The sequence below is a fragment of the Humibacillus xanthopallidus genome (assembly GCF_006716675.1).
Classification (GTDB): Bacteria; Actinomycetota; Actinomycetes; order Actinomycetales; family Dermatophilaceae; genus Humibacillus; species Humibacillus xanthopallidus_B.
The window spans coordinates 1,210,210-1,236,798 of record NZ_VFPM01000001.1 but is presented as its reverse complement, the minus strand read 5'-3'; the positions used below and the strand labels follow the sequence as shown (position 1 = coordinate 1,236,798).

Genomic DNA, 26,589 nt, shown 5'->3' with positions numbered 1-26,589 from the left:
GGTCGGTAATGGTTATCATTCCTGTCGCGCGGATCGTGCGACCTGAGACATCGAGGAGCACCCCATGGCCAAGCGCACCGACCTGCGTCCCGTCGTCACCCTGCGGTCGACGGCCGGCACCGGCTTCAGCTACGTCACGACGAAGAACCGCCGCACCCAGCCCGACCGGCTCGTGCTGCGCAAGTTCGACCCGGTGGCCCGCGAGCACGTGGACTTCCGCGAGACCCGCTGACCGATCGAAAGAGCAGTCCGTCCCCCGCGCCACGGGTGACCCCCAATCGAAAGAGCAGTCCGTCGACGACGGACTGCTCTTTCGATTTCAGGCTGCTCTTTCGGTTGCGGGCTGGGCGCGTGTGGTGTTCCGGCGTGCTGACGAACTGCTCTTTCGATGGGGGGACCTTAGGCTCGGGGGGCTGCATCACTTCACTTCACCGTCGAAGGAGAGTCATGTCGATCGCCCACCACGTCGTCGGGTCCGGCCCGCGCACCGTCCTGCTCACCCACGGCTGGTTCGGCTCCGCCGACGGCTGGGGTCTCTTCGTCGACGACCTCGACCGCGATGCGGCTCGCTGGGTCTTCACCGACGTCCGCGGCTTCGGTCAGCGTCGGGGCGAGGAGGGTGACCAGTCGCTCGATGAGTCGGCGCGCGACCTGCTCGCCGTCGCCGACGAGCTCGGCGCCGCGCGCTTCACGCTCGTCGGCCACTCGATGGGTGGAGCGGTCATCCAGCGGGTTCTCGCGCTCGCCCCCGACCGCGTCGAGGGCCTCGTCGGCATCACGCCGGTGGGTGCGATGCCGACGCCCTTCGACGACGCCGGCCGCGGGCTCTTCTGGGGCGCCGCCGAGAGCCGCGACAACCGCTTCGGCATCATCGACTTCACGACCGGCAACCGCAACACGCCGGTCTTCGTCAACCGCATCGTCGACTGGTCCCTCGAGCACAGCGACGTCGACGCCTTCGCGCGCGTGCTCGATGCCTGGGCGGGTGCCGACTTCGCCGACGAGGTGAGGGGCAGCGAGCTCCCGGTCCTCGTGGTGGTCGGCGAGCACGACCCCGCCCTGGGGGCCGAGACCGTCACGCAGACCTGGCTCCCGCTCTATCCCGAGGCGCGGCTCGAGGTGCTGCCCAACGCCGGGCACTACCCGATGTTCGAGACCCCCGTGCGGCTCGCGACTCTCGTCAACGACTTCGTCGCCGACCTGCCGCGGGCCTGAGCGCGCGGTGGCCGATCTCGCGGCCGTGACCGCGCTGCTCCATGACCCGTCGACCTACGTCGACGACGTGCCGTATGCCGTGCTCGCCGGCCTGCGCCGTGAGCACGGCATCGTGCGGGTCGAGGAGCCCGAGCAGGCCGGCTGGCCGGAGGGGCCCGGCTACTGGCTCGTGCTGCGGCACGCCGACGTGACCCGGGTGCTGCGCGACCCCCGCACGTTTTCGTCGCACCTCGGAGGCACGCAGATCCGCGACCCGGCAACACCGGCTGACCTCGCCTACGTCCGCCGGATGATGCTCAACATGGACCCGCCCGAGCACTCCCGGATCCGACGGATGCTCGCGCGCTCCTTCACGCCACGCTCGGTCGCAGCGCTGGAGGATCAGATCGAGGGTCACGCGCGCCGCATCGTCGACCGTATGCTGTCAGGGCCTCGAGAGGTGGACGCCGCACGCGACGTCGCCGCCGACCTGCCTCTGCTCACCCTCGCCGACGTGCTGGGGGTGCCACAGCAGGACCGAGGTCTGCTCTACGACTGGTCGAACCGCGTCATCGGCTGGCAGGACCCCGACTACGCCGTCAGTGCGACCTTCAACCCCGCGCGCGGCACCGACATCGCCCGGTCCGCGATCGCCGTGCGCCCGGCCCCGGACGGTGCCGGCCGCATGCCCGACCCGCGCAGCCGCGCGGGCATGCCCGACCTCTACGCGTATGCCGCCGCGCTGGGCGAGCACAAGCGTGCCGTCCCCGGCGACGACGTCATGTCGATCCTCATGGCGCAGCGTGACGACAGCGCCGGCGGCGACGGCCATGTCTCCATCGAGGAGTTCGAGAACCTGTTCTGGCTCTTCGCCGTGGCGGGCAACGAGACCCTGCGCAACGGCCTGCCGGGTGGGCTCGTCGCGCTGCTGGGGCACCCCGACGCCCAGCGCCGGCTGCGGGCCGAGCCGGACGGCATACCGGCCGCGGTGGAGGAGATGCTGCGGTGGTGGACGCCGGTCATGGTGTTTCGCCGGACGGCGACGCAGACCACCGAGATCGCCGGTCAGCGCGTGGCTGCGGGCGACAAGGTCGTCGTGTCGTTCGCGTCGGCGAACCGCGACGAGGCGCTCTTCGACCGGCCCGACGACTTCGACATCGACAGGGACGCCCGGGCGCACCTGGCCTTGGGCCACGGTCCGCACTTCTGTCTCGGCGCACACCTCGCGCGGGTGCAGATGCGCGCGCTCTTCAGCGAGCTCCTCGCCCGCACGTCATGGATCGAGTCCGCGGGCGAGCCCGTGCGGCTGCGGTCGAACTTCCAGCGCGGGGTGAAGCGCCTACCGGTCCGCTGGACGCCCTGAGGCAGCGCGCCGGCGCCGGGACGTCATCGCGCGAAACGGTCGAGGGCGTCGACGAGGACCTGCTCGCCCTCGCCGCCCGGGGCGTGCACGGCATCCTCGACGACGTGCAGCTCGGCGAGCGGAAGGGCCTGCGCGAGCTCGTGGGCGACGCGAAGCGGCGAGGCGATGTCCAGGCGGCCTCGCACGAGCACCGCAGGGATGTGCGCGATGCGGTGGAGTCGACCAGTGATCGCGTCGTCGGCGAGGAAGGCGTGGTGCCCGAAGTAGTGCGTGACGATGCGAGAGAAGCCGAGCCGGAAGCGTGCGTCCTCGTAGCGCGGGCTCGGCTGCACCGCTCCGGCCAGCGTCGCGAGGCGATCTTCCCAGGCGCACCAGGCGCGGGCGCCGGCATCGGCCACGGCGGGGTCGGGGGAGACGAGCAGACGGTGCACCGCGAGGGGGACGTTCGCGCTGTCTGCTCCTGCGGGCAGCGCCGCGAGAAGCGCGTCGAACTCGGCCGGATACACGTGGCCCATCGTGTGCGTCAGCCAGTCGACCTCGTGCCGACGGGTCGTGACGACCGCCCAGAGGGCGAGGGCACGGACGCGCTCAGGGTGCTCGACGGCATACGCCAGCGCCAGCGTCGAGCCCCACGACCCACCGAAGAGCACCCAGGAGTCGATGCCGAGCTGAGAGCGCAGGTGCTCGAAGTCGGCAATGAGGTGGGCTGTCGTGTTGTCGACGAGGGCGGCGGTCGTGTCGCCCGCGTGCGGCTGGCTGCGACCCGAGCCGCGCTGGTCGACGAGCACGACCCGGTAGCGCGCGGGATCGCAGAACTGTGTCCACCACGGGCTGGCACCTGAGCCTGGACCACCGTGGACGACGAGCAGCGCTGTGCCGTCAGGGTTTCCGCACTGCTCCCAGTAGACCTCGTGCCCGTCGCCGGTGGCGAGCATGCCGGTCTCGTAGGGCTGCTGGACAGGGTGCATGACAACCTCGTGACGGCTGGAGGGCTCGGGCGGTCACGGCAGCATACGGTCGCGTCGCCGGACGCAGACCGGGATCCAGGCGGAGTCAGCGAGCGAAGGTCCGCGACGACCAGCGGGACCGCGGTGCCGGCGACGGGGTCGTGCTCGGCGCTGGCCGCGTCTCCTCGACCGGAACCGGCGCCAGCGGGGCGAAGGCGCTCACGACGTCGATGCCGTCGCGCAGCATCTGCACGAGGCGCTCCTCCGGGTCGTCGACGCAGGCCCGTGCGACACCGTCGACGGCCAGGGCCACGACCTTGGACGCGTTGGCGGGGCGGAGCGCGGCGGAGTTGAACCCCATGCGGGCGAGGTGGATCCGCGCCCAACGCTCCGCGGCCGGTGCGCGCGTGAGCGCGGCACGGGAGGTGTCGGACAGCTCGCCGGGCTCGCGCCCGTCACGCTCGGCGAGGATGCCCTCGGCGTTGAGGATGGCGAGGGCCATGATGTTCTGGCGCTCCTCGGCCGCCACGGGGAGCGCGGCCCGCGCGGTCGAGAGCACGAGGGCCGCTGCGACGCGGTCGTCCTGCGGGTGCAGTCCGACCACCTCGGGGATCATGAGGGCGATGCGCTGCCGGCTCGTGTCGTCGAGCATGTCGTTGACACAGCGGGCGAGCGTGGCGAGCACCGGATGGGTGCAGGACGGGTGGTCGCTCCAGCGTTCACCCGCGAGGAACGAGGCCATCTCCATGAAGCACGCGCCCCGCCGAGGGTTGCGGTGCCGCCCCCGTGAGAGGACGGGCACGCCGTCGGGAACGAAGGGGGCTCGTCGTGACATCGTCGCTCCTCGCACTGTGCGGACGCAGGTCCTGAGACAGCTGAGGGCCGGCTCAGGCAGGTCCCTTCATGGTGCGCCTCATTCGGGCCGTTGACCACCCCTTCCGCGCAACCTTGAACAGCCTGCCGGCCACCGGCCCTGTCCTCACGCGCACACGTGTGTGCACAATCGCGTCATGACGAAGACGTCGGAGGCCCCCGAGAGCGGGGGTGTGCGCGCGCACGTCGCCGACTCCTGGGTGCGCTCCGCCGCCGCCGGAGTCGAGGTCGACCGGGTCGAGGCGCCGATCACGCTGCCCGCCGATGCCCTGCGCGACCACCGTGAGGCCCACCCCCTGGCGGCCGTCTTCCCGCTGCTCGACGACGTGCTCGGTCAGGCGGCCCGCGACTGCGACGCCGTCATGGCCGTGTCGGACGCATCCGGCCAGCTGCTCTGGGTGTGTGGAACGCCGAGCGTGCTCCGCCGCGCCGAGCACATCGGCTTCGTCGAGGGCAGCAACTGGGACGAGCGGCTCGCGGGCACGAACGCCCCCGGCATGGCGCTGCGCCTCGACCGCTCCGTCAACGTGCTCGGCGCCGAGCACTTCCGTCGCTCGGTGCAGCGGTGGAGCTGCGCCGCGGTGCCGATCCACGACCCGAGCGACCAGAGCATCCTCGGGGTTCTCGACATCACCGGCGGCGACGAGATCGTCGTGCCGCAGACGATGGCGATGGTGCGGGCCGCCGCCCGCATGGCGGAGGCCGAGCTCGCCCGCGAGCTGCTCGTCAGCGGAAGGGCCTCGGCAGGAGTCGCCCGGCAGGGCACGCTGTCGGTGCTCATCGAGGCCCTCGGTCGAAATGACGCGCTCCTCACCATCGACGACGGTCGGGGACGCCGCGAGACCCTGCGCCTCAGCCCGCGTCACAGCGAGATCCTGCTGCTGCTCGCGTCTGCTGCGCGGGGCCTCTCGGGCGACGAGCTCAACGTGCTGCTCTACGAGGAGGACAGCAGCGCCTCGACGCTGCGGGTCGAGCTCGGCCGCCTGCGCAGCCTCCTCGGTGACGCCCTGCTCGCCTCGAGGCCCTACCGCCTCGTCGCCGAGGTCGCCGGCGACTGGCTCGCGGTCGAGGCGCACCTGGCTGCAGGCGACGTCGCGAGCGCGCTGCGCTCCTACCGAGGGCCGCTCCTTCCGCGCTCGGTGGCCCCGGGTGTCGTCCGACTGCGGAGCGACGTCGAGGGCGACCTGCGGCTGGCCCTGCTGCGCGGCGGCCGGCCCGACCTCATGTCTGCCTGGACCCGCTCCTCCTGGGGCGCTGACGACTACGAGATGTGGCAGGCACAGGCCGCCTCGCTGGGCCCGACCTCGCCGCTCATCCCGCTCGTCCAGCACCAGATCGCCCGACTCGACCGCGAGCTCGGCGCCGGCTGACCACGACCCGAGGCACACGATCTCGCCGACAGGGACCGCCCCTGAGGAAACTGGGCACTCGACGTTGTCTGAGGTCGAGTGCCCACTTTCCCGATGGGGGTCCTGCAAGGGTCGGGGAACTGGGCACTCGACGTTGTCTGAGGTCGAGTGCCCACTTTCCCGACGGGGGTCCGGCAGGGTCGGCACGGCGCCACGCAACGTGGTTGCAACGTTGCGTTGCCTAGCGTCGCGCCCAACACCTCGCCGGATCTCTGGGCGAGGACCACCAATGACGTTGGGAGAACGCATGACCGTCTACGCACCCCCCGGATCGCCCGACTCGATCGTCTCGGTGCTCGACCGCTACGGCCACTTCATCGGCGGCAACTGGGTCGACCCGAAGAAGGGTCTCTGGTTCGAGAACATCTCGCCGGTCAACGGCAAGCCGTTCTGCGAGGTCGCCCGCGGCACGGAGGAGGACATCGAGGCCGCCCTCGACGCCGCGCACGCCGCCGCCCCCGCCTGGGGTCGTGCGAGCCTCGGCGAGCGCTCGCTCATCCTCAACCGCATCGCCGACCGCATCGAGGAGAACCTCGAGGCGCTCGCCGTCGCCGAGACGTGGGAGAACGGCAAGGCCGTCCGCGAGACGCTCGCCGCCGACCTGCCTCTCGCCGTCGACCACTTCCGCTACTTCGCGGGCGTCCTTCGCGGACAGGAGGGTTCGAGCAGCGAGATCGACGAGAACACCGTCGCCTACCACTTCCACGAGCCGCTCGGTGTCGTCGGACAGATCATCCCGTGGAACTTCCCGATCCTCATGGCGGTCTGGAAGCTCGCGCCCGCGCTCGCCGCCGGCAACTGCGTCGTGCTGAAGCCCGCCGAGCAGACCCCGTGGTCGATCCTCAAGGTCGTCGAGCTCATCGGCGACCTGCTGCCCCCGGGCGTCCTCAACGTCGTCAACGGCTTCGGCGTCGAGGCCGGCAAGCCGCTCGCCTCCTCGCCCCGCATCGCCAAGATCGCCTTCACCGGCGAGACGACGACGGGCCGCCTCATCATGCAGTACGCCTCGCAGAACATCATTCCTGTCACCCTCGAGCTCGGCGGCAAGAGCCCCAACGTCTTCTTCGAGGACGTCGCCCAAGAGCGGGATGCCTTCTACGACAAGGCTCTCGAGGGCTTCACGATGTTTGCCCTGAACCAGGGCGAGGTCTGCACCTGTCCGTCGCGTGCGCTCGTGCAGCGCTCGATCTACTCCGACTTCGTGCCCGACGCCGTGGCACGCGTCGAGAAGATCAAGCAGGGCAACCCGCTCGACACCGAGACGACGATGGGCGCCCAGGCGAGCAACGACCAGCTCGAGAAGATCCTCTCCTACATCGACATCGGCAGGCAGGAGGGCGCCAAGATCCTCACCGGGGGTGAGCGCAACGTGCTCGACGGCGACCTCGCCGAGGGCTACTACGTCGCGCCGACGATCTTCGAGGGCACCAACTCGATGCGCATCTTCCAGGAGGAGATCTTCGGGCCCGTCGTGTCGCTGACGAGCTTCGCCGACGAGGCGGACGCCCTGTCGATCGCCAACGACACGCTCTACGGCCTCGGTGCCGGTGTGTGGACCCGCGACGGCTCGCGCGCCTACCGGATGGGCCGTGGCATCAAGGCCGGTCGCGTGTGGACCAACTGCTACCACCAGTACCCGGCTCACGCCGCCTTCGGTGGCTACAAGCAGTCGGGCATCGGCCGCGAGAACCACAAGATGATGCTCGACCACTACCAGCAGACGAAGAACCTCCTCGTCTCCTACTCGCCCGACGCTCTCGGCTTCTTCTGACCGGGACGTGACATGACCCCTGACCCTCTCGGTCACACGGGGCCCCAGGCGGGTCGACCCGGACATGCCTCGGCTTCCCCCCGCCGGGTCGACCTCACCGGTGAGGCGGCGGACCTGCTCCGCCGCCTCACCGGCACGCACGGGCCCCTGATGTTCCACCAGTCCGGCGGCTGCTGCGACGGCAGCTCGCCCATGTGCTACCCCGATGGAGACTTCATCACGAGCGAGGCCGACGTGCACCTCGGCGACCTCGTCGTCGACGGGTTGCCCGCGCCGGTGCCCTTCTGGATGTCGGCGTCGCAGTACGAGTACTGGAAGCACACCCACCTGACGGTCGACGTCGTGCGGGGCCGCGGGAGCGGTTTCTCCGTCGAGGCCCCCGAGGGCGTGCGCTTCCTCATCCGCTCCCGTCTGATGACCGACGAGGAGTCGGCGGCGTTCGGCATCGCGGCTCCCCGCGTCTGACCGAGGGGGTATGCCGCGTGGCCCCCGGCCCGACGGCGTGCGGCCGCCGGGCCGGGAGGCTGGAGCTCACGGGTAGTCGACGACCGTGACCGGCACGTCCGGGTTGGCGATGGTCGACGACCCGCCGATGCCGTTGACGACGTTGCGGATGCCGCCCTTGCCGTTGGCGGGATCGAGGAAGATCGTCAGCAGGTTGTGCAGCCGCACCCCGGGAGTCGTCGGCACCTCGAAGGCATTGGCCGCGAAGATGTCGATGCCCTGGTTGAAGAAGCTGTAGGCGCCCATGCCGGTGCCGGAGAAGCTCTTCACGCCGGAGGTGACGAGCAGGGCCGGGTAGCCCTCCTTGTCGGGGGCCGACATCCAGGCCGCCTGGCTCGGCGGGTCGTAGGGCAGCTCGTTCTGGAAGAAGGTGACCTCGCCGTGCTCACCGTTCCAGATGACCTCGGTCTTCTGGTAGTGCTCGACGAAAAGGCCTGTGGCAGTGACGTGGTCGCCGTTGACGATGAGCCCGGTGTCGGCCGTGTTGGAGGTCCAGCCCACGCCGTTGCCGTGGTCGGCGCGCCAGGCCCAGATGTCGTCGAGGACGACGTGGTCGCTGTTGACCTCGAGGCTGACGGTGGCCTTGCCGACGTAGGGCCCGCCGATGCGGAAGAAGACGTCCTGCAGGCCGGTCGGGTTGGCGGCGTCGCTCCACCCGGCCCGGCTCGGACCCTGGCCGTCGGCGGCCCGCTGGGTGCCGATCTGGAGCAGGACGGGGGAGTTGACGGCGCCGGCGTCGAAGGTGATGCCGGCGATGTCGACACCCGGCACGTCGGCGACGCGCATCGCGACCTGACCAGAGGTGGGCGTCAGGCTGGCGAGACCGAGACCGAGCACGATGGTGTTGGCGCGCTTGACGCTGATCGTCTGGTCGAGGTGGTAGACCCCGGGCGTCAGCAGCAGGTGGCGCCCTCGGGCGAGCTCACGGTTGATGACCTGGGCCGAGTCGGACGGCTGGGCGACGAAGAAGTCGCTGAGCGCGATCGACCGACCGGGGGTCGGCCCCGAGGCCCAGGTCGTGCCACGGGTGTCGGTGGCCGCTGCCGGGACGAAGACGCGGTAGGCGCCGGAGGAGTCGACGTAGAGGTAGGGCTTCTCACGGCTCACCGACGTCTTCTCGACCGTCGTGTAGGGGCCACCGCAGGCCGCCGCGGCGGGGAAGCACTCGGCCGGCGCCCCCTCGGTGCCGGAGAAGACCTGGTTCCAGACGCCGTTGGTCCACGTGCCGACCGTGCTGTTGCGCACGAAGAACTGCTGCTGCGACCCGTTGATGACGGTCCCGTCGAACTTCGAGTCGGCGATGAAGCCACCGCTGGCGAAGGACGGCCCCGTGCAGTAGTCCATGAGCGTCGTCTGCCCCTGGACGTGCACCCGCCGCAGCGGCGCAGCCTGTGACACGGCCCAGAACTGGCCGGTGTAGCAGCCGAAACCGGGCGTCGTCACGTTGATCGTGAGGTTCGACATCGAGCGCCAGAAGTTGTTGAGCGCGATGCAGCTGCCGTTGTAGCACTGGTTGCGCACGTAGATCGAGCCGTTGACGACGACGTCGCCCGGGTTCTGGCCGAGCCCCGCGACCTCGGTGTAGTAGCCGACCTGGAAGTTGAGCGGCGTGGCGGCGCTGCCGTAGGTGCCGGGCTTGAAGAGAAGCGCGTAGCGCGCGCTGCCCATCTCGTTGGGCACCTGCTGCGCGGCGACGGCGTCGACCTTGGCCTGGATCTCGGACTGCGGCATCGACGGGTCGAAGACGAGCACGTTCGGGCCGAGGTCGGGGATGGTTGTCGGGGCTGCGCTCACGATGGGGGCGGAGGCCGGTGCCGTCGCGGGGGTCGCGGCCGCCCCCGACCCGGCGAAGGCGATGGTGGGCACGGCCGCGAGGGCGGTCGCCAGGGCCATGAAGGTGAGCGGACGCAGGGCCCGGTCGCGCAGTCGAGAACGATCTCGTCGTTGAGTCATGAGGCGAGAATTCTCTGTCGGCGAGCGGTCGTCAAGGGGTTGTGAGAGCGTTCTCACGGCGTGGCCCACGACGGTGCCGGGCCATGTCGGCGTACCCCAGGCACACGGCATACCGGGGGTGACGCAGACGAACTGCTCTGTCGATCGGGGCATCACCCCATCGACAGAGCAGTTCGTCGCGAAGTCCTCAGGCTCCCGGAGCGCGGTCAGCCGGCCGGTGCGGGCTGGGGCTCGGGGGTCGCGGCCTCCGTCGGCGCGTCGCCGCCGTCGCCGCGACGCACGGCGGCGAGCAGCATCTGGGCGACGTCGACGACCTCGACGGCGTCGGTGGCCTTGCCGTCATGGATCGCCGCGTTCAGGCCGTCGGACAGCATCACCTTGCAGAAGGGGCAGCCGACGGCGATCCGCTCGGCGCCCGTCGCGAGGGCCTCCCCGGTGCGGTTCGTGTTGATCCGCGTGCCGAGCTTCTCCTCCATCCACATGCGTGCTCCGCCGGCGCCGCAGCAGAACGACTTCTCCTTGCTGCGCTCCATCTCGGCGTACTCGACGCCGGGCAGGATCTGGAGCAGCTCACGCGGCGGGGCGTAGACCTGGTTGTGCCGGCCGAGGTAGCACGGGTCGTGGTAGGTGACCGTGGCGCCGGTGGAGGCCGCTCCGGTGACGGCGCCGGAGGCGGCCGCCTCGTCGGGCCGGGCCACGGGAACGAGGCGCTTCTCGCGGACGAGCCGGTTGAGCAGCTGCGTGTGGTGCAGCACCTCGTACTGACCGCCGAGCTGCGGGTACTCGTTCTTGATCGTGTTGAAGCAGTGGGCGCAGGTGACGACGATCTTCGTCGCGCCGACCTCGTTGAGGGTCTCGACGTTCTGCTGCGCGAGCATCTGGAAGAGGAACTCGTTGCCGGCGCGACGGGCCGAGTCGCCGGTGCAGGCCTCGCCGTCACCGAGCACGGCGAAGCTCACGCCGGCCGTGTCGAGCAGCTCGGCCACGGCGCGGGTCGTCTTCTTGGCGCGGTCCTCGTAGGCGCCGGCGCAGCCGACCCAGAAGAGGTAGTCGACCTCGTCGAGGCCCTCGACGTCGACGCCGACCTGCTTGACCTCGAAGGGGAGGTCCTTGGCCCAGTCCATGCGCAGTCGCGGTGCGAGGCCCCACGGGTTGGAGTTCTTCTCGAGGTTCTTGAAGAGGCCGTTGAGCTCGGCCGGGAAGGCCGACTCGATGAGGTTCTTGTAGCGGCGCATGTCGACGATGGCGTCGACGTGCTCGATGTCGACGGGGCACTGCTCGACGCAGGCGCCACACGTCGTGCACGACCAGAGCACGTCCTCGTCGATGACGGCGTCGGGCCCGTGCGGGTTGTAGGCCGTGAGCGGGTGGCGGATGTCGTAGCCGGTCTCGCCGACGAGCTGCTCGGTGGCGACGGCGCCCTTCGTCGCGTCGCTGAGGCCCTCGGCAGACTCGATGCCGCCCGCGCGCACCTCCTCGGAGGCGAGCAGCCACGGTGACTTCGCGTGGGCGTGGTCGCGCAGCGTCATGACGAGCAGCTTGGGGCTGAGCGGCTTGTCGGTGTTCCACGCCGGGCACTGGCTCTGGCAGCGGCCGCACTCCGTGCACGTGGTGAAGTCGAGCAGCCCCTTCCACGTGAAGTCCTCGACCTTGCCGACGCCGAGCGCGGCGTCCTCGTCGAGCTCGTCGACGTTCTCGAAGTCGAGCGGCTTGCCGTCGACCTTGATCGGCTGGAGCTCGCCGAGGCTCGTGCGGCCGTCGGCGTGGCGCTTGAAGAAGATGTTGAAGAAGGCGAGGAAGCGGTGCCAGGCGACGCCCATCGTCGGCTGCAGCGCGATGGTGATCATCCAGGCGAAGGAGATGATGATCTTGACCGCGGCGATGATGACGATGAGGTTCTCGATCGCCTCGACGGACAGACCGGTGAAGAAGTTGCCGATCCAGCCGGTGAGCGGGAAGTGCAGCGCGGTGTCCATGCCGGTGCCGGTCTTGCGCGCCAGGGTCCACTCGAGCGCGCGGAGCAGCCCGATGCAGAGGGTGACGCCGAGGATCGTGAACTCGACGTAGTAGGCCTGCCACCACGTGGAGCCGAAGAAGCGGCTGCGGCGCCCGTCCTCACCGGCGGCCGAGCGCGGGTGGTTCTTCTGCCGGATGGCCATGAGCACGAGGATGCTGATGAAGCCCGCGAAGGCGAAGAAGTCGGTGACCCACTCGTAGAGGAAGAAGTGGCCGATCACGGGCAGCACGAAGTCGGGCTGGACGAGCTGGCCGAACGCGTTGAGCAGGGTGAAGAAGAGGACGCCGAAGCTGACCATCGTGAACCAGTGGGCGGCCGCCACGACGGGGAGCCGCGACATGCGCGTGTGGCCGAGGAACTCGCGGACCAGCGTGCGCGTGCGGGCGCCCTTGTCGTCACCACGGTCCTCGGGCTGACCGAGCCGGAACGTCGCGAGGAAGTGGTTGATCGTCTTGACGAGCAGGGCGACGGCGACGGCGGTCACGCCGAGGCAGACGACGACGGCGACGATCTGGAGCGCACTCATGCCGGGGAGTCTACTGACGTGTGAGCAAGCGCTTAGTGAATGTGACGGCCGTCGCGACGTGACGAACCTCCCGATGCCACCCGAATCGTCCCCAGCGGATGCCCAGCAGCCTCCCAGTCGCCGCCCGAATGATGGGCGGGACTTGGCAGGGATAACGAGATGTTGGAATATGCATAAGGAGTACTCGGTTGTCGCAGGCAACCGAGCCACGAGACTGTTCGCACCAACTCGCACCACCAGGCCGAAAGGGCACCAGCAATGCCGATTTACGACGACGTCACCAAGCTGATCGGCAACACGCCGCTCGTGCGCCTCAACAAGATCACCGACGGCGCCGAGGCCACCGTCGCGGCCAAGCTCGAGTTCTACAACCCGGCCAACTCCGTCAAGGACCGCATCGGTGTCGCGATCGTCGACGCCGCCGAGGCGAGCGGCGCGCTCCAGCCGGGCGGCACGATCGTCGAGGCGACGTCGGGCAACACCGGCATCGCGCTCGCCATGGTGGGCGCGGCCCGTGGCTACAAGGTCGTGCTGACGATGCCCGAGTCGATGAGCAAGGAGCGCCGCGCGCTGCTGCGTGCCTTCGGCGCCGAGCTCGTCCTCACCGACCCGTCGACCGGCATGAAGGGCGCGGTCGCCAAGGCCGACGAGATCGCCGCCGAGCGCGGTGGCGTGCTGGCCCGCCAGTTCGCCAACGAGGCCAACCCCGAGATCCACCGCAAGACGACGGCCGAGGAGATCTGGAAGGACACCGACGGCGCGGTCGACATCGTCGTCGCGGGCATCGGCACCGGCGGCACGATCACCGGCATCGGCCAGGTGCTCAAGGCTCGCAAGCCGAGCATCCAGATGATCGCCGTCGAGCCCGAGGAGAGCCCGATCCTCAACGGCGGCCAGCCCGGCCCGCACAAGATCCAGGGCATCGGCGCCAACTTCGTGCCCGAGATCCTCGACACCGAGATCTACGACGAGGTCATCGACATCAACGCCGACACCTCGGTGAAGTGGGCCCGTCGGGCCGCGACCGAGGAGGGCCTGCTCGTCGGCATCAGCTCGGGCGCCGCCCTCGCCGCCGCCGTCCAGGTGGCCCAGCGCGAGGAGAACAAGGGCAAGACGATCGTCGTCATCATCCCGTCGTTCGGTGAGCGCTACCTGTCCACGATCCTCTTCGAGGGTCTCGTCGACTGAAAGTCGTCCCCATGAGCTCTGCAGTCACGACCCAACCGACCTCGCGCCCTGCACGTTCGGCCGAGCCGCCCCTGTCGCTCGTCCGCGGCGACGCCGCACCCGCGGTGCCGCCGCGTGCCGAGGTCGCCGCCCCTGCGCCGCATCGGTATGCCGGTCCGCTGGGTCTCGTGCGCAAGCTCGCCGAGCGGGCCATCGAGGACATCGACGGGGCGCTGGAGCGTGACCCTGCCGCCTCGTCGCGCCTCGAGGTCGTGCTGACCTCGCCCGGCCTGCACGCCATCTGGGCTCACCGCGGCCTGCACGAGCTGTGGAAGCGGCCCGGCGGCCGGCTCCCCGCGCGGGTGCTCGCGACGGTGACCCGGTCGGTCACCGGCGTCGAGATCCACCCGGCGGCCCGGCTCGGGCGGCGTTTCTTCATCGACCACGGCATGGGTGTCGTCATCGGAGAGACGGCCGAGGTCGGCGACGACGTCATGCTCTACCACGGCGTCACCCTGGGCGGCCGCTCGATGGAGCACGTCAAGCGCCACCCCACAGTCGGCAACCGCGTGACGATCGGCGCCGGTGCCCGCGTGCTCGGCCCCGTCCTCGTCGGTGACGACGTGCAGATCGGCGCGAACTCGGTCGTTGTCAAGGACGTGCCGAGCGGCGCGGTGGCGACCGGCATACCGGCGGTGCTGCGCTTCCCGAAGCGCGACGCCACGAACCGGTGGATCGACCCCGCGATCTTCATCTGAGCTCGACGCGCGACTGCGCTCGACGTGAAGGGCCCCGACTGCGGTCCGGGCCCTTCGTCGTGCGCGTGCGCGGGGCTCAGGTCACGACGTGAAGGCCTGGTCGAAGATGCCCGCGATCTTCGTGTGGCCGGATAGGTTGGGGTGCAGGCAGTCGGGGCCGCCGACGAAGTCGCCGGCACCGAGCTTGCCGAACGTGTCGGCGACGCGCGCGCCGTTCTGCTGCGAGATGGCCGCGATGATGTCGTTGAGCCCGGCGGGGAGCGTGCCGGCGCCCGGGAGGGTCCCGCCCTCCAGCACCCAGTCGCCGAACGGGCCCGCGGCGGGGTTCGCCCCGATGTAGCAGTAGGGGAGCGGGTTGTAGTAGGTCATCGTGATGATGACGGTGTCGGGTCCGGCGGCCTCGCGCAGGTCGTGCAGGATCGTGGCGTAGTTGCCCGCGAAGGCCTGGAACGCGCCGATGACGGCGGCCTGGCACCCCGCGGTCGACTCGCCGAGGCAGGCCGAGGTGATCGGCCCGAAGACGTCGTTGCCGCCGACGTCGATGGTGACGACCTCGACGTCGTTGCGCGGGTTGGCGTCATGGTTGCGCGCCCGGAGCGTCGCCGTCGCCGTCGGCAGCTGCTCGTCGATGACGACCTGGGTCGTCACCCCCGGCTTCTCCGGCTGGCCGTCCATCGGGGGCACGGCTGACCTCGCGAGGTTGACGAGCTGGAGCTGGCGGCAGCCGTTTTGCGCGTGGTCGCTGCGGGCGGGCAGGCAGTCGAGGTCGCGGACGAGGTCGGTCCGGAACTGCGCGACGTAGCCGTTCGCGCGCCAGCCGGCGACCGTCGTCCAGTAGTCCTTGATGAGCGGCGCCGACTGCTGCCCGTTGGCGATGGAGTCGCCGAGCGCGAGGTACATCGGAAGGCCGGGCGGAGGGGCACCCGAAGGAGTCGCGGCGGTGGCAGCCAGGCCACCGCCGGCCACAGCGAGCAGGGCAACTGCGAACGGCACGACGATCCTCGACCAACGCAACACGTCGACATCTCCTTTGACGGCCTCCGGGTGGGCCGGTTGTCAGCAACGCTATGGCCGCCCCACGGTGACCGCACCCGTTTCGGGCCCTCGGGTCTGCGCGCACTAGACTGCGGCGCACTGGAGGGCTCGCATAGTGGCCGAGTGCGGCGGTCTTGAAAACCGCTATGGGTTCATAGCCCATCGTGGGTTCGAATCCCACGCCCTCCGCCAACCGCGCCGGCGTGCTTGCGATCGGGTCGCCCGGGCATGAAAAAAGGGCCTCCGGACAGGTCCGGAGTCCCCTTCATCTCATCGGTGCACGCACCGACGCCCGACTCACCAGAGTCCGAGCATCTCCTCGTAGGTGGTGTGTGCGTTGTACTGCCCGACGCGCTGGTAGCGGGACGGGCGGTTCATCGCTGCGAAGAACGACACGAAATGCGACATCGCTGTATTCAGTTTCCTCATGACGAAGCCTCAGCCGGGTCAACGCCCGAGGCTCGGTGGTCGACCGTCATTGCGGGACGGTCAGGACCGTCAGACCATCCGCTGACCCGGCCGGGAGCAGGGCCGGGCCGGCGGATGATGTCTGCCTCGCAAGCGTAACAGTTCAGCAACCATGAGGACCATGCGGGTTGACCCCTTGGCGCAGGCGTGAGATACGACAGTGTGAGTCGACGTCCCGGCCTCGAGCCGACCCCACAGCCCTCGCCCGAGGCCGAGCCCGTCCTGGCCGCTCTCGCGCCGCTCGACGTGCCCCAGCCGTCTCCCCTCGTGCTGCGGGGTCGCCGCTTCGACGCGGCCTCGCCCGCAGTCATGGCCATCGTCAACCGCACCCGCGACTCCTTCTTCAGTGGCAACCGGCACGCCGACCTCGAGACGGCGAAGGCCGCGCTCGCGGACGCCGTCGAGCGCGGCGCCGACATCGTCGACGTCGGGGGAGTGCGCGCCGGCCAGGAGGGGGAGGCCGTCGACGCGGACGAGGAGATCCGTCGGGTCGTCCCCTTCCTCCAGTGGGCCAGGGTGACCTACCCGAGCGTCATCCTCAGCCTCGACACGTGGCGGTCGGAGGTGGCCCACGAGGCCGACGGTGTCGTCGACCTCGTCAACGACACGTGGGCCGGGCACGACCGCGAGCTCGTCCACGTCGCCAGCGCCGTCGGGGCGGGCTACGTCATCTCACATACCGGCGGCCTTCCGCCGCGCACCGACCCCGTCGACGTCAGCTACGGCGACGACCCGCTCGACGTCGTCCGTGACGTGCTGGCAACGCTCTCGCGCGGTGCCCTCGTGGCTGAACAGGCCGGCATACCGCGGGAGCGGGTGCTCATCGACCCGACCCTCGACTTCGGCAAGACGACGGCCCACTCGCTCGAGGTGCTGCGCCACACGGCTGACGTCGTCGCGCTGAACTACCCTGTGCTGCAAGCGATGTCGCGCAAGGACTTCATCGGGGAGACGCTCGACCTGCCGGCCGAGGAGCGTCTCGAGGGCTCGCTCGCGGCGACCGCGGTGGCCGCCTGGCTCGGGGCCACGGTCTTCCGGTCGCACGACGTGCGGGCGACGCGTCGGGTCGTCGACATGGTCGCGACCATCCGTGGCGACCGGCCCCCGACGCTCTCTGTTCGAGGCACGGTGAGCCCGCCCGACGCCGACCGACCGGCGAACGCCATCTGAACAGCGAGAATGCGCTCGCTCCAAGGGGCCGACTGGTCGGTAACCTGCTAGGTTCGTCGCGGTTGCAGTTGTAGTTCCTCGCGGTCGAGCAGGTGCCCGTCATCACCGGTGACGGGATTCTTTTTCGGCGTCGACGGGTTCGCCCGTCTCGAGTGGGGTCATGGCGGCAGCTTGGGATGCGCGAGGTGTGTCATCCCACTCGCTAAAGAAGGAAGAGTTACCCGTATGGCACAGGGCACCGTCAAGTGGTTCAACGCTGAGAAGGGCTTTGGTTTCATCGCCCAGGACGGCGGCGGCCCCGACGTTTTCGTCCACTACTCGGCGATCCAGTCGAACGGCTACCGTTCGCTGGACGAGGCGCAGCGCGTCGAGTTCGAGGTCACCCAGGGCCCCAAGGGCCCGCAGGCTGACGCGGTTCGTCCGCTCTGATCAGAGTGATCTGATCACCCTTTAACGAGCGACACCGCATCACCGCACAGTCGTTTGTGCGAAGGCCCCCCGGTTCCGACCGGGGGGCCTTCGTTTGCCCTCACGTCGTCGCCGACGGGTGGGGCGCCTCAGCGCCGGGGACCGCCGCCCCGGCGAGGGGGTATGCCGTCCGGCTGGCTCAGCACTGCTCGTAGGGCGTCGTCGTGGGGCTGGGCGTCTTCGTCTTCGTCGAGCCAGGCTTGGGAGTGGTCGGCGTCGTCGACGGGGTGGCGGCCGGCTTGGGGGCGGCGATGGCCTTCTTGACGAGCTTGCGGATGAGGTCGTAGTCCGGGTTGCCGGAGTAGACGCCCTGGGTCGAGGTCAGCGCGACGCTCGTGATCTTCGACTTCTGCACGCGCTCGACGAGCTCGACGAAGGCCGGGAGGTCCTGCGCCTGGATGTCGGTGTAGATGCGCTGCTTGAGGATCTTGGCGATCTCGGGATAGCGCGAGACCATCGAGGCCGGGTTGACCTGTTGCACGATCGCCTGCACGACGCAGCGCTGGCGCATCTGGCGGTGGGTGTCGTCGTCGGCGGCTCGGGTGCGGGCGTACCAGAGGGCGCGGTAGCCGTCGAGGTGCTGCTCGCCCGGCTGGAAGTATCCCTTGACGCCGAAGATGCGGCCCGAGGCGTCGTGCTGGCCACCGATGGTCAGCTTCGTGCCGTTGGCGCTGAGCTTGACGTTGATGTCGAGACCGCCCATCGCGTCGATGAGCTGCTGGAAGCCGTAGAGGTCGACGATGACCATCTGGTTGATCTCGAGGCCGAGGATCTGCTGCACCGCGCCACGGATCTCCTGACGACCCGGCACGGCCCCGGCGGGGTAGGCGCCCGGGTGGTCCTTCGCGTAGCCCTCCGCCTCGACGTAGAGGTTGGTGAGCATGCACTGGCCCGTGACGCCGGGGCTGTTCTGGGCACAGGCGGACTCCGGCTGTCCGAAGTGGCCCGACGGGTAGCGCGCGCGCAGCGGGCTGTCGGGAGCGAGCGGGGCGTAGAGGAGGTTGCGCGGCATCGAGATGAGAGCAGTGCGGCCCGACCTGGTGTCGATGCTCGCCACGATCATCGAGTCGGTGCGGATGCCGGTGCGGTCTGCCCCGGCATCAGAGCCCAGCAGGAGGATGTTGACGCGAGCCTGGTTGGCCCACGGGTCGTCTCCCTCGGTGGCGACCTGCACGCCCTGCCCCGGGCTCCTGTCGCTCGTTGCCGTCGTGCCGAAGACCTGGTTGACCGTGTCGGTCGTGATGAGGGTGTACTCGGCGACCTTGAAGGTCGAGCCGGCCACGAGGAAGACGAGCACGGTCGTCAGCGCCGCGAGCGTGCGCGTGCGCGTGCGGTCGAGGCGGGTGGGACGAGTCTGGATTGCCGTGAGGATGATCGAGCCGCACCAGAGGATGCCGATGACGACGAAGCCGACGGCGACGCCCTGGAGGAGCGACGGCCGCGCGACGAGCGAGAGTGCGGCGTTCGTGATGCCGTCGCGCAGCACGATGTAGCCGACGACCACACCGGTCAGCAGGAAGAGGGTGAGGATCGCCCAGCCGAGACGCTTGCTGCGTGTTTGCGTCAGGCCCGCACCGGGTATGACGGTGCCGAGGGTGGTGAGGCCGAGCGAGCGCCGGAAGCCGGCACGGATCTGGCGACGAAAGGCTTCGCGACCGCTGGGCGCGGCAGCGCGGCGCGGGCGCGGCGCGTTGGCGTCGGTCATCAGGTCCTCTCGGGCAGGGGCCACCGGTCGTCCGGGTGGGCAACCCTGCCATTGTGCACGGTGATCCTTTGAACTACCTCATTCCGCGGCGATAGTCACATGGACGTGCCGTGTGGGGGCCCGGTTTGGGTTGCGGTCTGCGGGCCGGTAGCCTGTGTCCGCTCCTGCATCCTCGGCGTCCTCGACAGACGGCGCGCGGCGATCGCGAGCACGGAGGCGTCGCATAGTGGCCTAGTGCGCCCGCCTGCTAAGCGGGTTGAGGATAAAACCTCTCGCGGGTTCAAATCCCGCCGCCTCCGCCAACGACGAGGGACCCCCCGACAGCCTCACCGTCGGGGGGTCCCTCGTCGTTGTTGAAGCCGTGGGATTTGGGAGGAGCTCGGTAGGCGCCGAGGAACGAGGCGCCTACCGGGCGACGGCTCCCGCCGCCGACCGGTCAAGCGCGAGCCAGCGGGAGCGGTGTGGAAACTGAGCACTCGACGTAGGGGTCGTCGAGTGCTCACTTGCCGGCCGGCATACCTCGTCGGAAACTGAGCACTCGACGTAGGGGTTGGTCGAGTGCTCACTTGCCGGCCGGCATACCTCGTCGGGAACTGAGCGCTCGACGACGAGGGTGGCGGTCAGGAGCGGGACTCGAGGCGCTGACGTGCCCGCCCCTTCTGCGAGAAGGGCACCCCCACCCACAGCACGAGCCCGAGGAGCAGGAGCCCGCCGCCGATCCAGAAGGCCGCCGTGTGCGACATGAGCACGTCGAGCACGAGCACGACGCCACCGATGATGCCGATGCCGAGGGTGAACAGGCCCACGCTCATGAGGCGGTCGGTGTAGGTGACGATGAAGTCCTTGAGCCCGTCGCGGAAGAGGGTGCGGTGCAGGGCGACGGGAGCGGTGAAGACGACGACGCTCACGGCAGCGGCGAGCAGCGTGAAGACGTAGATGTTGCGCTGGAGGTCTGTCAGGATCGTGAACCGCTGCTGGAACGGGATGGTCAGCAGGAAGGCGAAGAGGATCTGCACGCCGGCCTGGGCGATGCGCAGCTCCTGCAGCTGCTCCCCGAAGTTGCGATCGATCCGTTCGGCCTCGGTCTCGTCGCGGGTGTAGGGCTGTGAGTTGCTCATCCCCCATGAATACCCCGTGACCGGTCCACGAGGACGAGCGAGGCGCCATGACGGAGGGCCCGGCACCTCGAGAGGTGCCGGGCCCTGCATCACGTCGTCCGTCGCTACCGGCCAGCGGCGGCGGACTGTCCCACGCGTCTCAGCTCGCGCCGAGGTGGGCCTTCAGGGTGTCGAGCTCCGTCACGAGCTCGCTGGGCAGGCGGTCACCGAACTTGGCGAACCACTCCTCGATGAGGGGGAGCTCGTTCTCCCACTCTGCGGGGTGGACCGCGACGGCCTTGGCCACCTGCTCGGGCGTCATGTCGAGGCCCTCGATGTCGATGCCGTCCGCCGTGGGCACGAGGCCGATCGGCGTCTCCACGGCGTCGGCCTCGCCCTCGAGGCGGTCGACGATCCACTTGAGCACGCGGCTGTTGTCACCGAAGCCGGGCCAGAGGAAGGAGCCGTCCTCGTCGCGACGGAACCAGTTGACGCCGAAGATGCGGGGGAGCTTGGAGGCGTCCGCGCCCTTGCCGATCTCGAGCCAGTGGTTCATGTAGTCGGCGGCGTGGTAACCGATGAAGGGCAGCATCGCCATCGGGTCGCGTCGCACGACGCCGACCGCACCGGTGGCGGCCGCGGTCGTCTCCGAGGAGAGCGTCGCCCCGATGAAGGTGCCGTGGTTCCAGTCGCGCGACTCGTAGACGAGCGGGATCGTCGTCTTGCGGCGACCGCCGAAGAGGATCGCGTCGATCGGCACGCCGTCGGGGTTGTCGTACTCCGGGGCGATCATCGGGCACTGCTTCGCCGGGGTGCAGAAGCGGCTGTTGGGGTGGGCGGCCTTCGTGCCGGCCTCGCCGTCCGCGGGGGTCCAGGAGTTGCCGAGCCAGTCGGTCAGGTGGGCCGGCGGCTCGTCGGTCAGGCCCTCCCACCAGACGTCGCCGTCATCGGTGAGGGCGACGTTGGTGAAGACGGAGTTGCCCTGGTCGATCGTCGCGATGGCCTGCGGGTTGGTCGAGACGCCGGTGCCGGGAGCGACGCCGAAGAGCCCGAACTCCGGGTTCACGGCATACAGCCGACCGTCCTCGCCGAAGCGCATCCAGGCGATGTCGTCGCCGACCATCTCGGCCTTCCAGCCGGGGATGGAGGGCGTGATCATGGCGAGGTTGGTCTTGCCACACGCGGACGGGAACGCCGCCGCGATGTAGTGGACCTTCCCCTTGGGGGAGGTGAGCTTGAGGATGAGCATGTGCTCGGCCATCCAGCCCTCGTCGCGGGCGATCGCCGAGGCGATGCGCAGCGCGTAGCACTTCTTGCCGAGCAGGGCGTTGCCGCCGTAGCCGGAGCCGTAGCTCCAGATCGTGCGCTCCTCGGGGAAGTGGACGATGTACTTCGTCTCCGAGCAGGGCCACGCGACGTCGGCCTGGCCCTCGGCGAGCGGGGCGCCGACCGAGTGCAGGGCGGGCACGTAGCGCGCGTTGGTGCGCTCGATCGCGTGCAGGACCTCGTCGCCGCACCGGGCCATGACGAGCATCGACACGGCGACGTAGGCCGAGTCGGTGATCTCGACGCCGAACATCGGCGCCTTGGCGTCGATGTGGCCCATGACGAACGGGATGACGTACATCGTCCGCCCGCGCATGGAGCCGCGGTAGAGCTCGGTCATGAGCCGCTTCATCTGGTCCGGCGCCATCCAGTTGTTGGTGGGGCCGGAGTCCTTCTCGTCCACCGAGCAGATGTAGGTGCGGTCCTCGACGCGGGCGACGTCGCTGGGGTCGCTCGCGCAGTAGAACGAGTTCGGCTTCTTGCTCTCGTCGAGACGCACGAAGGTCCCGGCCTCGACGAGACCGTCGGTCAGCTCGGTCCACTCCTCGGGAGTGCCGGTGATCCAGTGGATGTCGCGCGGCTGCGTCAGCTCGGCGACCTCGGCGACCCAGGCGGCAAGGCCTGAATGGGTCGTTCGGGTGATCGGTTTCTCGTCAATGGTGGTCAACTCGGGGCCCATCCCTTTCGCGCGGTGCCGCCCGGCACCACGTCGTGCCGGTGTGACTGCCCGCGTGTGGAGGCTGGTCCCGGTGGGGCCCGAAAGTGTCCACATGCTGAGCAGATGACGTGATGTGTTCAAGGTACGCCCGGCCCGGAACCCTGCTGACCGCATGGACGTTGCGAACCGGTGAGACGGCTCACACCCGCTGGCGAGTGCAAGAATTTCGACGGGTTCTTGTCGGGTTCTTGCAGGATTTGCGGTGGTCGGATGTCGTTTTCGAGCGCCATGGCCGGTGGTCGGTGCCGAGTCCGGGCTCGGGCTGGACTGGGGGCCGGCTGGGTGGCGGCTGGGTTTCGACTGTGCCGGCCGGCCGGTTGGCGGGCGGGCTGGGGCCACGGACGGACGGCCCCGCTGCAGGCCTCGCGGCGACCCTGGCTGACCCTCGGGCTGAGGGCCGAGGTATGCCGTCCGGGCCGATTTCGTGGATCGGCGGGGAGTTCGCTAAGGTAACTCTTCGTCCCACCCGGTGCCGATCGGCCCGGCGGACACGCACCCGTAGCTCAACGGATAGAGCATCTGACTACGGATCAGAAGGTTAGGGGTTCGAATCCCTTCGGGTGCACTCTGTGTTGAGACAGAGAACAGCAGGTCACAGCCCCGCGTCGCCCCTGGCGAGCGGGGCTGTCTGCATGCGGCCCAGATCGTGGGCCGAACACGGTGGCTCTCTCACACGCGGGCTCCCGGAACCACGTCAGCCGTAGACGACACCCGGGACGGCAGGATGCCGGCCGGCACCGCATACAGGTCGATCGGGTCTGTGCCGGGGTAGGCCACGGTCAGCCGTCCGCGATCGCGGTCGCGACCCAGGTGTCCGACGTAGTCCCTGGCGGCGCCGACAGACGTTCCGGTGGGCAGGATGAGCCGAGCGTCGAGGTAGCTGCCGACCATCACGGGTTCCGTGGCCACCCCAAGCGCGCGGAGCCGATCCGCGACGGGGTGCTCGCCCAAGACGAGCCTGCCGGCACCCGCTCCCAGCCCGGACTGGCGGTGGCCCTGGAACCGGATCACGGTCTCGATCAGCTGTCCGTGCTGCACCGAGTACATCGGCGCGGGCTCGCGGTCAGCCAGGACCGGTCCGCTGGCCCGCACGCTCAGGGTGAAGATGTGCGCGTCCTCCTCGGAGAGGACGACCTTGCGGTGACCGGGCTCCTCGGTGAAGTCCATGTCGGCGACGAACTTGGCCATGCCGTAGCCGTTCCGGCCGCCGTCACACGCCTCGCGCGTGGTGACCGGCAGGTCGAGGATGAACCCACCACTGGACCCCATCGCAACCTGCAGGGCGCCGAAGCCCCTGACCCGGGACCTGCCGCGGCTGGCGAGCGCTACGACGGCGATCTCGCCGTACGGCGCGAGCAGCCGGATCGTTCCGTCGGCATCCTCGACCGACACGTGCTCGTAGCGGAACACCCCGAGCCCGATCATGGCCCGCCCGTCGAACCACCGCATCGGGTTCAGGTCATCGGAGGGCAGGATGGCCCGCACGGCGTCGTAGGACGCGAGATGGAGCGACTTGAAGGCGTCGGCCCGGTGGTAGTAGAAGGGCGGCCGCAGCCTGAAGCCATCGAGCTCCATCACCGGCCGATCCGCCGTGAACCGGTAGAAGTCGTCGTCTCGGCGCCGGCGACGCAGGTGCACAGTCATGGCAATCCTCCTCGAACTTCGCGGACAAGCACTGTTGACGGTGGGACCGGGCTCACTGGGCACCAAGCCCGCGTGCACCCGATACCTGCACCATGGGCGGAACCAACCACCAGCACCAGAGGCAAACGTCCCGGAACGGACGCGACGGCCGGGACCGGACCTCATCCCGTGCAGGTGATGTGCCGTGCGCCGATCACGACGCATCGTGGAGCCATCCGAGGTGAGGTGCGTGCGAGCTCCTGGACGCGCTGGATCCTCCCGAACCGGAAGGGTGTGGACGATGGCCGACGTCAAGCTGGAACGCAAGGAGACTCTGTCTCGCCAGGAGGCGGCCCAGTGGCTCTCGGTTCTCTCCAAGGCCTTCGCCCGGGGCGGTGACGTGACGCTACCCCTGGGAGCCGGCACGGTCGAGCTGCGACTCCCTGAGCGGGTGCGGGCCGAGTTCGAGGTCGAGGTCACTGGCGACGAGGTGGAGATCGAGCTCGAGTTCACGTGGTCTACGGCGGGTTCCCGGGATGGCGACGAGCCGTCGGTGCATGACGCCGCTTCGTCAGCTGAGTGACCGGGTCGGGCGCCAGGTCTGGTGGGCCCGCCTGTCGCTCCTTCTCGCGGCCCTCGCACTGTTCGGGCTCGTCGCAGCAGCGGCGTCGCACGCCGTGTGGCTCTTCCTCGTTGCCGCGCTCGCCGTTGTCGTCCTCGTGGCTGCGGGGTACTGGTTCCTCGCGCTGCGCGGCTGGCGTCGCACCGTCTGGCTCGTCGTCGCCCTGGCCATCCCGTCGGGCCTCGTCGTCCTGCTCACCGTGAACCATGTGCTCGGCCCGGTGCTCGTGTGCGCGGGCGTGTTCGCCCTGGCCGTGGCCGCAGGGCGGATCGCGCTGAGCTCAGAGGGCGACACCGAGGGAATGCTCGAGCAGGCCTCCCCGCCGCCGCGCCACCCCGTCATCCTCATGAACCCGCTCTCGGGTGGCGGCAAGGTGGCTCGCTTCGACCTGCCGGCGAAGGCAGCGGCGCTCGGCGCGGAGGTGGTGATGATGGAGGGGCCGGGGATCATCGACGTCGCCGAACTGGCCCGGGAGGCCGTGGTCAACGGAGCCGACCTGCTGGGCGTGGCCGGTGGCGACGGAACCCTTGCCCTCGTCGCGGGGGTGGCCGCAGACCACGACGTGCCGTTCGTCGTCATCAGCGCTGGAACTCGCAACCACTTCGCACTCGACCTCGGCCTCAAGCGCGAGGACCCGACGGCCGGTCTGGCCGCGCTGGGGGAGGACGCGGTGGAGCTGCGCGTCGACCTGGGAGTCATCGGCGGCAGGCCGTTCGTCAACAACGCGTCGTTCGGTGCGTATGCTGCGGCCGTGCAGAGCCCTGGCTACCGCGAGGACAAGACTCGCACGACCCTCGACGTGCTGCCTGACCTGCTGAGCGGCGAGAGCGGGCCCCGGCTGCGGGTGGACGTCAACGGCATGATCGTCGAACGGCCCCAAGCCGTGCTGGTCAGCGTCGATCCCTACGTCGTGGGCGACCTCGTCGGGCTGGGGCGCCGCCCGCGGCTCGACACCGGCCAGCTGGGCGTGGTCTCGGTCAGGGTGAGCAGCGCGCGCCAGGCGGTCGGGCTGCTGCGCGGAGCGACGCGTCACGGCGTGCTCGCCGTGACCGCTCCCGAGGTCGTCCTCTCCTCCGACACCCCCGAGGTCTCGGTGGGCATCGACGGCGAGGCCGTCGTGCTGCCCACCCCGGTCCGAGCCGGCATCCGGCCCCGCGCGCTGCGGGTGCGCGTCCCCATCGACCGGCCCGGCGTACCGCACCACTTTCGCTCCTGGAGCTGGGCGGAGCTGCTCCGCATGGCGACTCCTTCACCGAGCGGACCACGGCGATGAGCCGGCTCCCCGCGCGCCTGCGGCAGGCCGGGCACGAGCTCATCGACCTGGACCGCGCGGTCTACAGCGCCGTGCACGCCACGTCGACCCCGCAGATCGACCTCGCCCTCGCCCGGATCTCCCGCGCGGCCGACCGGTCGGTCCTATGGATGGGCGTGGCGGCAGCCCTGTCGGTGTCAGGACGCCGTCCGCGCCGCGCTGCACTCGTGGGGATGACCGCCATCGCAGCCACGTCGGCAACGGTCAACCTCGTCGTGAAGCGAGGACCGAAACGGACCCGCCCGTCACTAGAGGGGTCGGTGCGCACGCACGGGGTCCGGATGCCCGCCTCGCACTCGTGGCCGTCGGGTCACACGGCGTCGGCGTTCGCGTTCTCCACCGCGGTCGGCGCCGCGATCCCCGAGCTGGACACGGCACTTCGGCTTGCCGCCACCGTCGTGGCCTACTCACGTGTGCACACCGGTGTCCACTACCCGGGCGACGTCATCGCCGGAGCCGTGATCGGCGCGGGTATCGGGTCGCTGACGTACCACGTGACCCGCCGGTTCTGAAGTCCCCCGGTTCATCTCATCCCCGCTGGAGGATGACGGACCCTGGCTCGG

The 26,589-nt window shown here is 69.8% G+C and carries 22 protein-coding genes and 3 tRNA genes; 16 read left to right on the top strand and 9 right to left on the bottom strand.

The annotated features are described in order from the left end of the window. The first annotated feature begins 64 nt into the window (after window positions 1-64). The 3 genes from rpmG to FBY41_RS05290 all read left to right on the top strand — a co-directional run bounded on the left by rpmG (window position 65) and on the right by FBY41_RS05290 (window position 2,557). On the top strand, window positions 65-232 hold the full coding sequence (rpmG, locus tag FBY41_RS05300) for a 50S ribosomal protein L33 (protein ID WP_141842295.1): 168 nt from the start codon (window positions 65-67) through the stop codon (window positions 230-232). A gap of 215 nt (window positions 233-447) precedes the next feature. Beyond that, window positions 448-1,215 carry an alpha/beta fold hydrolase gene (locus FBY41_RS05295; RefSeq protein WP_141842294.1) on the top strand — a complete coding sequence of 256 codons (768 nt, stop codon included), beginning with the start codon at window positions 448-450 and terminating at the stop codon, window positions 1,213-1,215. Between the two features lie 7 nt (window positions 1,216-1,222). Continuing rightward, entirely contained in the window at window positions 1,223-2,557 is a 1,335-nt protein-coding gene (locus FBY41_RS05290) for a cytochrome P450 (RefSeq protein ID WP_141842293.1), read from the top strand. Between the two features lie 23 nt (window positions 2,558-2,580). On the opposite strand, the gene pip is transcribed toward FBY41_RS05290, so the two are convergent. Beyond that, window positions 2,581-3,525 carry a prolyl aminopeptidase gene (pip, locus tag FBY41_RS05285; RefSeq protein WP_141842292.1) on the bottom strand — a complete coding sequence of 315 codons (945 nt, stop codon included), beginning with the start codon at window positions 3,523-3,525 and terminating at the stop codon, window positions 2,581-2,583. Between the two features lie 85 nt (window positions 3,526-3,610). Next, the gene (locus FBY41_RS05280) at window positions 3,611-4,339 is read right to left on the bottom strand and encodes a hypothetical protein (protein WP_141842291.1); all 729 of its coding nucleotides are present in this window, start codon (window positions 4,337-4,339) and stop codon (window positions 3,611-3,613) included. Window positions 4,340-4,514: 175 nt separating this feature from the next. On the opposite strand from FBY41_RS05280, the gene FBY41_RS05275 reads away from it, so the two are divergent. The 3 genes from FBY41_RS05275 (at window position 4,515) to FBY41_RS05265 (ending at window position 8,022) form a co-directional block, all read left to right on the top strand. Continuing rightward, the gene (locus FBY41_RS05275) at window positions 4,515-5,747 is read left to right on the top strand and encodes a helix-turn-helix domain-containing protein (RefSeq protein ID WP_141842290.1); all 1,233 of its coding nucleotides are present in this window, start codon (window positions 4,515-4,517) and stop codon (window positions 5,745-5,747) included. 286 nt (window positions 5,748-6,033) lie between these two features. After that, window positions 6,034-7,557: an acetaldehyde dehydrogenase ExaC gene (gene exaC, locus FBY41_RS05270; RefSeq protein WP_141842289.1), complete on the top strand. Its 1,524-nt coding sequence runs from the start codon at window positions 6,034-6,036 to the stop codon at window positions 7,555-7,557. Between the two features lie 12 nt (window positions 7,558-7,569). Further along, a complete protein-coding gene (locus tag FBY41_RS05265) occupies window positions 7,570-8,022 on the top strand; it encodes a DUF779 domain-containing protein (protein ID WP_141842288.1) in 453 nt (150 codons plus the stop codon). A 66-nt stretch (window positions 8,023-8,088) separates the two neighbouring features. Here the strand turns inward: FBY41_RS05265 and FBY41_RS05260 are convergent, their stop codons facing one another. Continuing rightward, complete coding sequence (locus FBY41_RS05260) at window positions 8,089-10,014, bottom strand: glycoside hydrolase family 55 protein (protein ID WP_260439570.1); 1,926 nt, start codon at window positions 10,012-10,014, stop codon at window positions 8,089-8,091. Between the two features lie 206 nt (window positions 10,015-10,220). Next, the gene (locus FBY41_RS05255) at window positions 10,221-12,557 is read right to left on the bottom strand and encodes a (Fe-S)-binding protein (protein ID WP_141842287.1); all 2,337 of its coding nucleotides are present in this window, start codon (window positions 12,555-12,557) and stop codon (window positions 10,221-10,223) included. 258 nt (window positions 12,558-12,815) lie between these two features. On the opposite strand from FBY41_RS05255, the gene cysK reads away from it, so the two are divergent. Together cysK and cysE are read left to right on the top strand one after the other, a co-directional pair. Then, window positions 12,816-13,745: a cysteine synthase A gene (cysK, locus tag FBY41_RS05250; protein WP_141842286.1), complete on the top strand. Its 930-nt coding sequence runs from the start codon at window positions 12,816-12,818 to the stop codon at window positions 13,743-13,745. A gap of 11 nt (window positions 13,746-13,756) precedes the next feature. After that, on the top strand, window positions 13,757-14,482 hold the full coding sequence (gene cysE / locus FBY41_RS05245) for a serine O-acetyltransferase (protein ID WP_260439569.1): 726 nt from the start codon (window positions 13,757-13,759) through the stop codon (window positions 14,480-14,482). Between the two features lie 81 nt (window positions 14,483-14,563). On the opposite strand, the gene FBY41_RS05240 is transcribed toward cysE, so the two are convergent. Beyond that, window positions 14,564-15,475 (bottom strand): SGNH/GDSL hydrolase family protein, encoded by a 912-nt coding sequence (locus FBY41_RS05240; RefSeq protein ID WP_141842285.1) that lies wholly within the window; start codon window positions 15,473-15,475, stop codon window positions 14,564-14,566. 143 nt (window positions 15,476-15,618) lie between these two features. Between FBY41_RS05240 and FBY41_RS05235 the strand changes: the two genes are divergently transcribed. The 3 genes from FBY41_RS05235 to FBY41_RS05225 all read left to right on the top strand — a co-directional run bounded on the left by FBY41_RS05235 (window position 15,619) and on the right by FBY41_RS05225 (window position 17,584). Continuing rightward, window positions 15,619-15,709: transfer RNA gene (locus FBY41_RS05235), tRNA-Ser, on the top strand. Between the two features lie 498 nt (window positions 15,710-16,207). Continuing rightward, window positions 16,208-17,155, top strand: coding sequence for a dihydropteroate synthase (gene folP, locus FBY41_RS05230; protein WP_141843173.1), 948 nt, complete (start codon window positions 16,208-16,210; stop codon window positions 17,153-17,155). A gap of 225 nt (window positions 17,156-17,380) precedes the next feature. Further along, window positions 17,381-17,584, top strand: a complete 204-nt coding sequence (locus FBY41_RS05225) for a cold-shock protein (protein ID WP_013491183.1) — start codon at window positions 17,381-17,383, stop codon at window positions 17,582-17,584. Between the two features lie 178 nt (window positions 17,585-17,762). Here the strand turns inward: FBY41_RS05225 and FBY41_RS05220 are convergent, their stop codons facing one another. Further along, window positions 17,763-19,328 (bottom strand): LCP family protein, encoded by a 1,566-nt coding sequence (locus FBY41_RS05220; RefSeq protein ID WP_141842284.1) that lies wholly within the window; start codon window positions 19,326-19,328, stop codon window positions 17,763-17,765. Window positions 19,329-19,540: 212 nt separating this feature from the next. Between FBY41_RS05220 and FBY41_RS05215 the strand changes: the two genes are divergently transcribed. Next, window positions 19,541-19,630: transfer RNA gene (locus tag FBY41_RS05215), tRNA-Ser, on the top strand. Between the two features lie 318 nt (window positions 19,631-19,948). Here the strand turns inward: FBY41_RS05215 and FBY41_RS05210 are convergent. After that, on the bottom strand, window positions 19,949-20,446 hold the full coding sequence (locus FBY41_RS05210) for a DUF6328 family protein (RefSeq protein WP_141842283.1): 498 nt from the start codon (window positions 20,444-20,446) through the stop codon (window positions 19,949-19,951). Window positions 20,447-20,585: 139 nt separating this feature from the next. Next, window positions 20,586-22,430 (bottom strand): phosphoenolpyruvate carboxykinase (GTP), encoded by a 1,845-nt coding sequence (locus tag FBY41_RS05205; RefSeq protein ID WP_141842282.1) that lies wholly within the window; start codon window positions 22,428-22,430, stop codon window positions 20,586-20,588. Between the two features lie 531 nt (window positions 22,431-22,961). Here FBY41_RS05205 and FBY41_RS05200 point away from each other — a divergent pair. Beyond that, window positions 22,962-23,034 (top strand) — tRNA-Arg (locus FBY41_RS05200). A gap of 104 nt (window positions 23,035-23,138) precedes the next feature. Here the strand turns inward: FBY41_RS05200 and FBY41_RS05195 are convergent. Beyond that, window positions 23,139-24,113, bottom strand: a complete 975-nt coding sequence (locus tag FBY41_RS05195) for an acetoacetate decarboxylase family protein (RefSeq protein ID WP_185748899.1) — start codon at window positions 24,111-24,113, stop codon at window positions 23,139-23,141. A 280-nt stretch (window positions 24,114-24,393) separates the two neighbouring features. On the opposite strand from FBY41_RS05195, the gene FBY41_RS05190 reads away from it, so the two are divergent. The 3 genes from FBY41_RS05190 to FBY41_RS05180 are packed head-to-tail and all read left to right on the top strand — an operon-like array spanning window position 24,394 to window position 26,538. Continuing rightward, window positions 24,394-24,675 carry an amphi-Trp domain-containing protein gene (locus FBY41_RS05190; protein ID WP_141842280.1) on the top strand — a complete coding sequence of 94 codons (282 nt, stop codon included), beginning with the start codon at window positions 24,394-24,396 and terminating at the stop codon, window positions 24,673-24,675. Beyond that, on the top strand, window positions 24,650-25,987 hold the full coding sequence (locus tag FBY41_RS05185) for a diacylglycerol/lipid kinase family protein (protein ID WP_141842279.1): 1,338 nt from the start codon (window positions 24,650-24,652) through the stop codon (window positions 25,985-25,987). The genes FBY41_RS05190 and FBY41_RS05185 overlap by 26 nt, the downstream gene beginning before the upstream one ends. Next, entirely contained in the window at window positions 25,984-26,538 is a 555-nt protein-coding gene (locus FBY41_RS05180) for a phosphatase PAP2 family protein (protein ID WP_141842278.1), read from the top strand. Before FBY41_RS05185 ends, FBY41_RS05180 begins: the two co-directional genes overlap by 4 nt. Window positions 26,539-26,589: the final 51 nt, after the last annotated feature.

Excerpts from the sequence above, each read along its gene's own strand:
- rpmG (WP_141842295.1), top strand. The coding sequence starts at position 65 with ATGGCCAAGCGCACCGACCTGCGTCCCGTCGTCACCCTGCGGTCGACG.
- FBY41_RS05295 (WP_141842294.1), top strand. The coding sequence starts at position 448 with ATGTCGATCGCCCACCACGTCGTCGGGTCCGGCCCGCGCACCGTCCTG.
- pip (WP_141842292.1), bottom strand. The coding sequence starts at position 3,525 with ATGCACCCTGTCCAGCAGCCCTACGAGACCGGCATGCTCGCCACCGGC.
- FBY41_RS05280 (WP_141842291.1), bottom strand. The coding sequence starts at position 4,339 with ATGTCACGACGAGCCCCCTTCGTTCCCGACGGCGTGCCCGTCCTCTCA.
- FBY41_RS05275 (WP_141842290.1), top strand. The coding sequence starts at position 4,515 with ATGACGAAGACGTCGGAGGCCCCCGAGAGCGGGGGTGTGCGCGCGCAC.
- exaC (WP_141842289.1), top strand. The coding sequence starts at position 6,034 with ATGACCGTCTACGCACCCCCCGGATCGCCCGACTCGATCGTCTCGGTG.
- FBY41_RS05265 (WP_141842288.1), top strand. The coding sequence starts at position 7,570 with ATGACCCCTGACCCTCTCGGTCACACGGGGCCCCAGGCGGGTCGACCC.
- FBY41_RS05260 (WP_260439570.1), bottom strand. The coding sequence starts at position 10,014 with ATGACTCAACGACGAGATCGTTCTCGACTGCGCGACCGGGCCCTGCGT.
- FBY41_RS05255 (WP_141842287.1), bottom strand. The coding sequence starts at position 12,557 with ATGAGTGCGCTCCAGATCGTCGCCGTCGTCGTCTGCCTCGGCGTGACC.
- cysK (WP_141842286.1), top strand. The coding sequence starts at position 12,816 with ATGCCGATTTACGACGACGTCACCAAGCTGATCGGCAACACGCCGCTC.
- cysE (WP_260439569.1), top strand. The coding sequence starts at position 13,757 with ATGAGCTCTGCAGTCACGACCCAACCGACCTCGCGCCCTGCACGTTCG.
- FBY41_RS05225 (WP_013491183.1), top strand. The coding sequence starts at position 17,381 with ATGGCACAGGGCACCGTCAAGTGGTTCAACGCTGAGAAGGGCTTTGGT.
- FBY41_RS05220 (WP_141842284.1), bottom strand. The coding sequence starts at position 19,328 with ATGACCGACGCCAACGCGCCGCGCCCGCGCCGCGCTGCCGCGCCCAGC.
- FBY41_RS05210 (WP_141842283.1), bottom strand. The coding sequence starts at position 20,446 with ATGAGCAACTCACAGCCCTACACCCGCGACGAGACCGAGGCCGAACGG.
- FBY41_RS05205 (WP_141842282.1), bottom strand. The coding sequence starts at position 22,430 with ATGGGCCCCGAGTTGACCACCATTGACGAGAAACCGATCACCCGAACG.
- FBY41_RS05195 (WP_185748899.1), bottom strand. The coding sequence starts at position 24,113 with ATGACTGTGCACCTGCGTCGCCGGCGCCGAGACGACGACTTCTACCGG.
- FBY41_RS05190 (WP_141842280.1), top strand. The coding sequence starts at position 24,394 with ATGGCCGACGTCAAGCTGGAACGCAAGGAGACTCTGTCTCGCCAGGAG.
- FBY41_RS05185 (WP_141842279.1), top strand. The coding sequence starts at position 24,650 with ATGACGCCGCTTCGTCAGCTGAGTGACCGGGTCGGGCGCCAGGTCTGG.
- FBY41_RS05180 (WP_141842278.1), top strand. The coding sequence starts at position 25,984 with ATGAGCCGGCTCCCCGCGCGCCTGCGGCAGGCCGGGCACGAGCTCATC.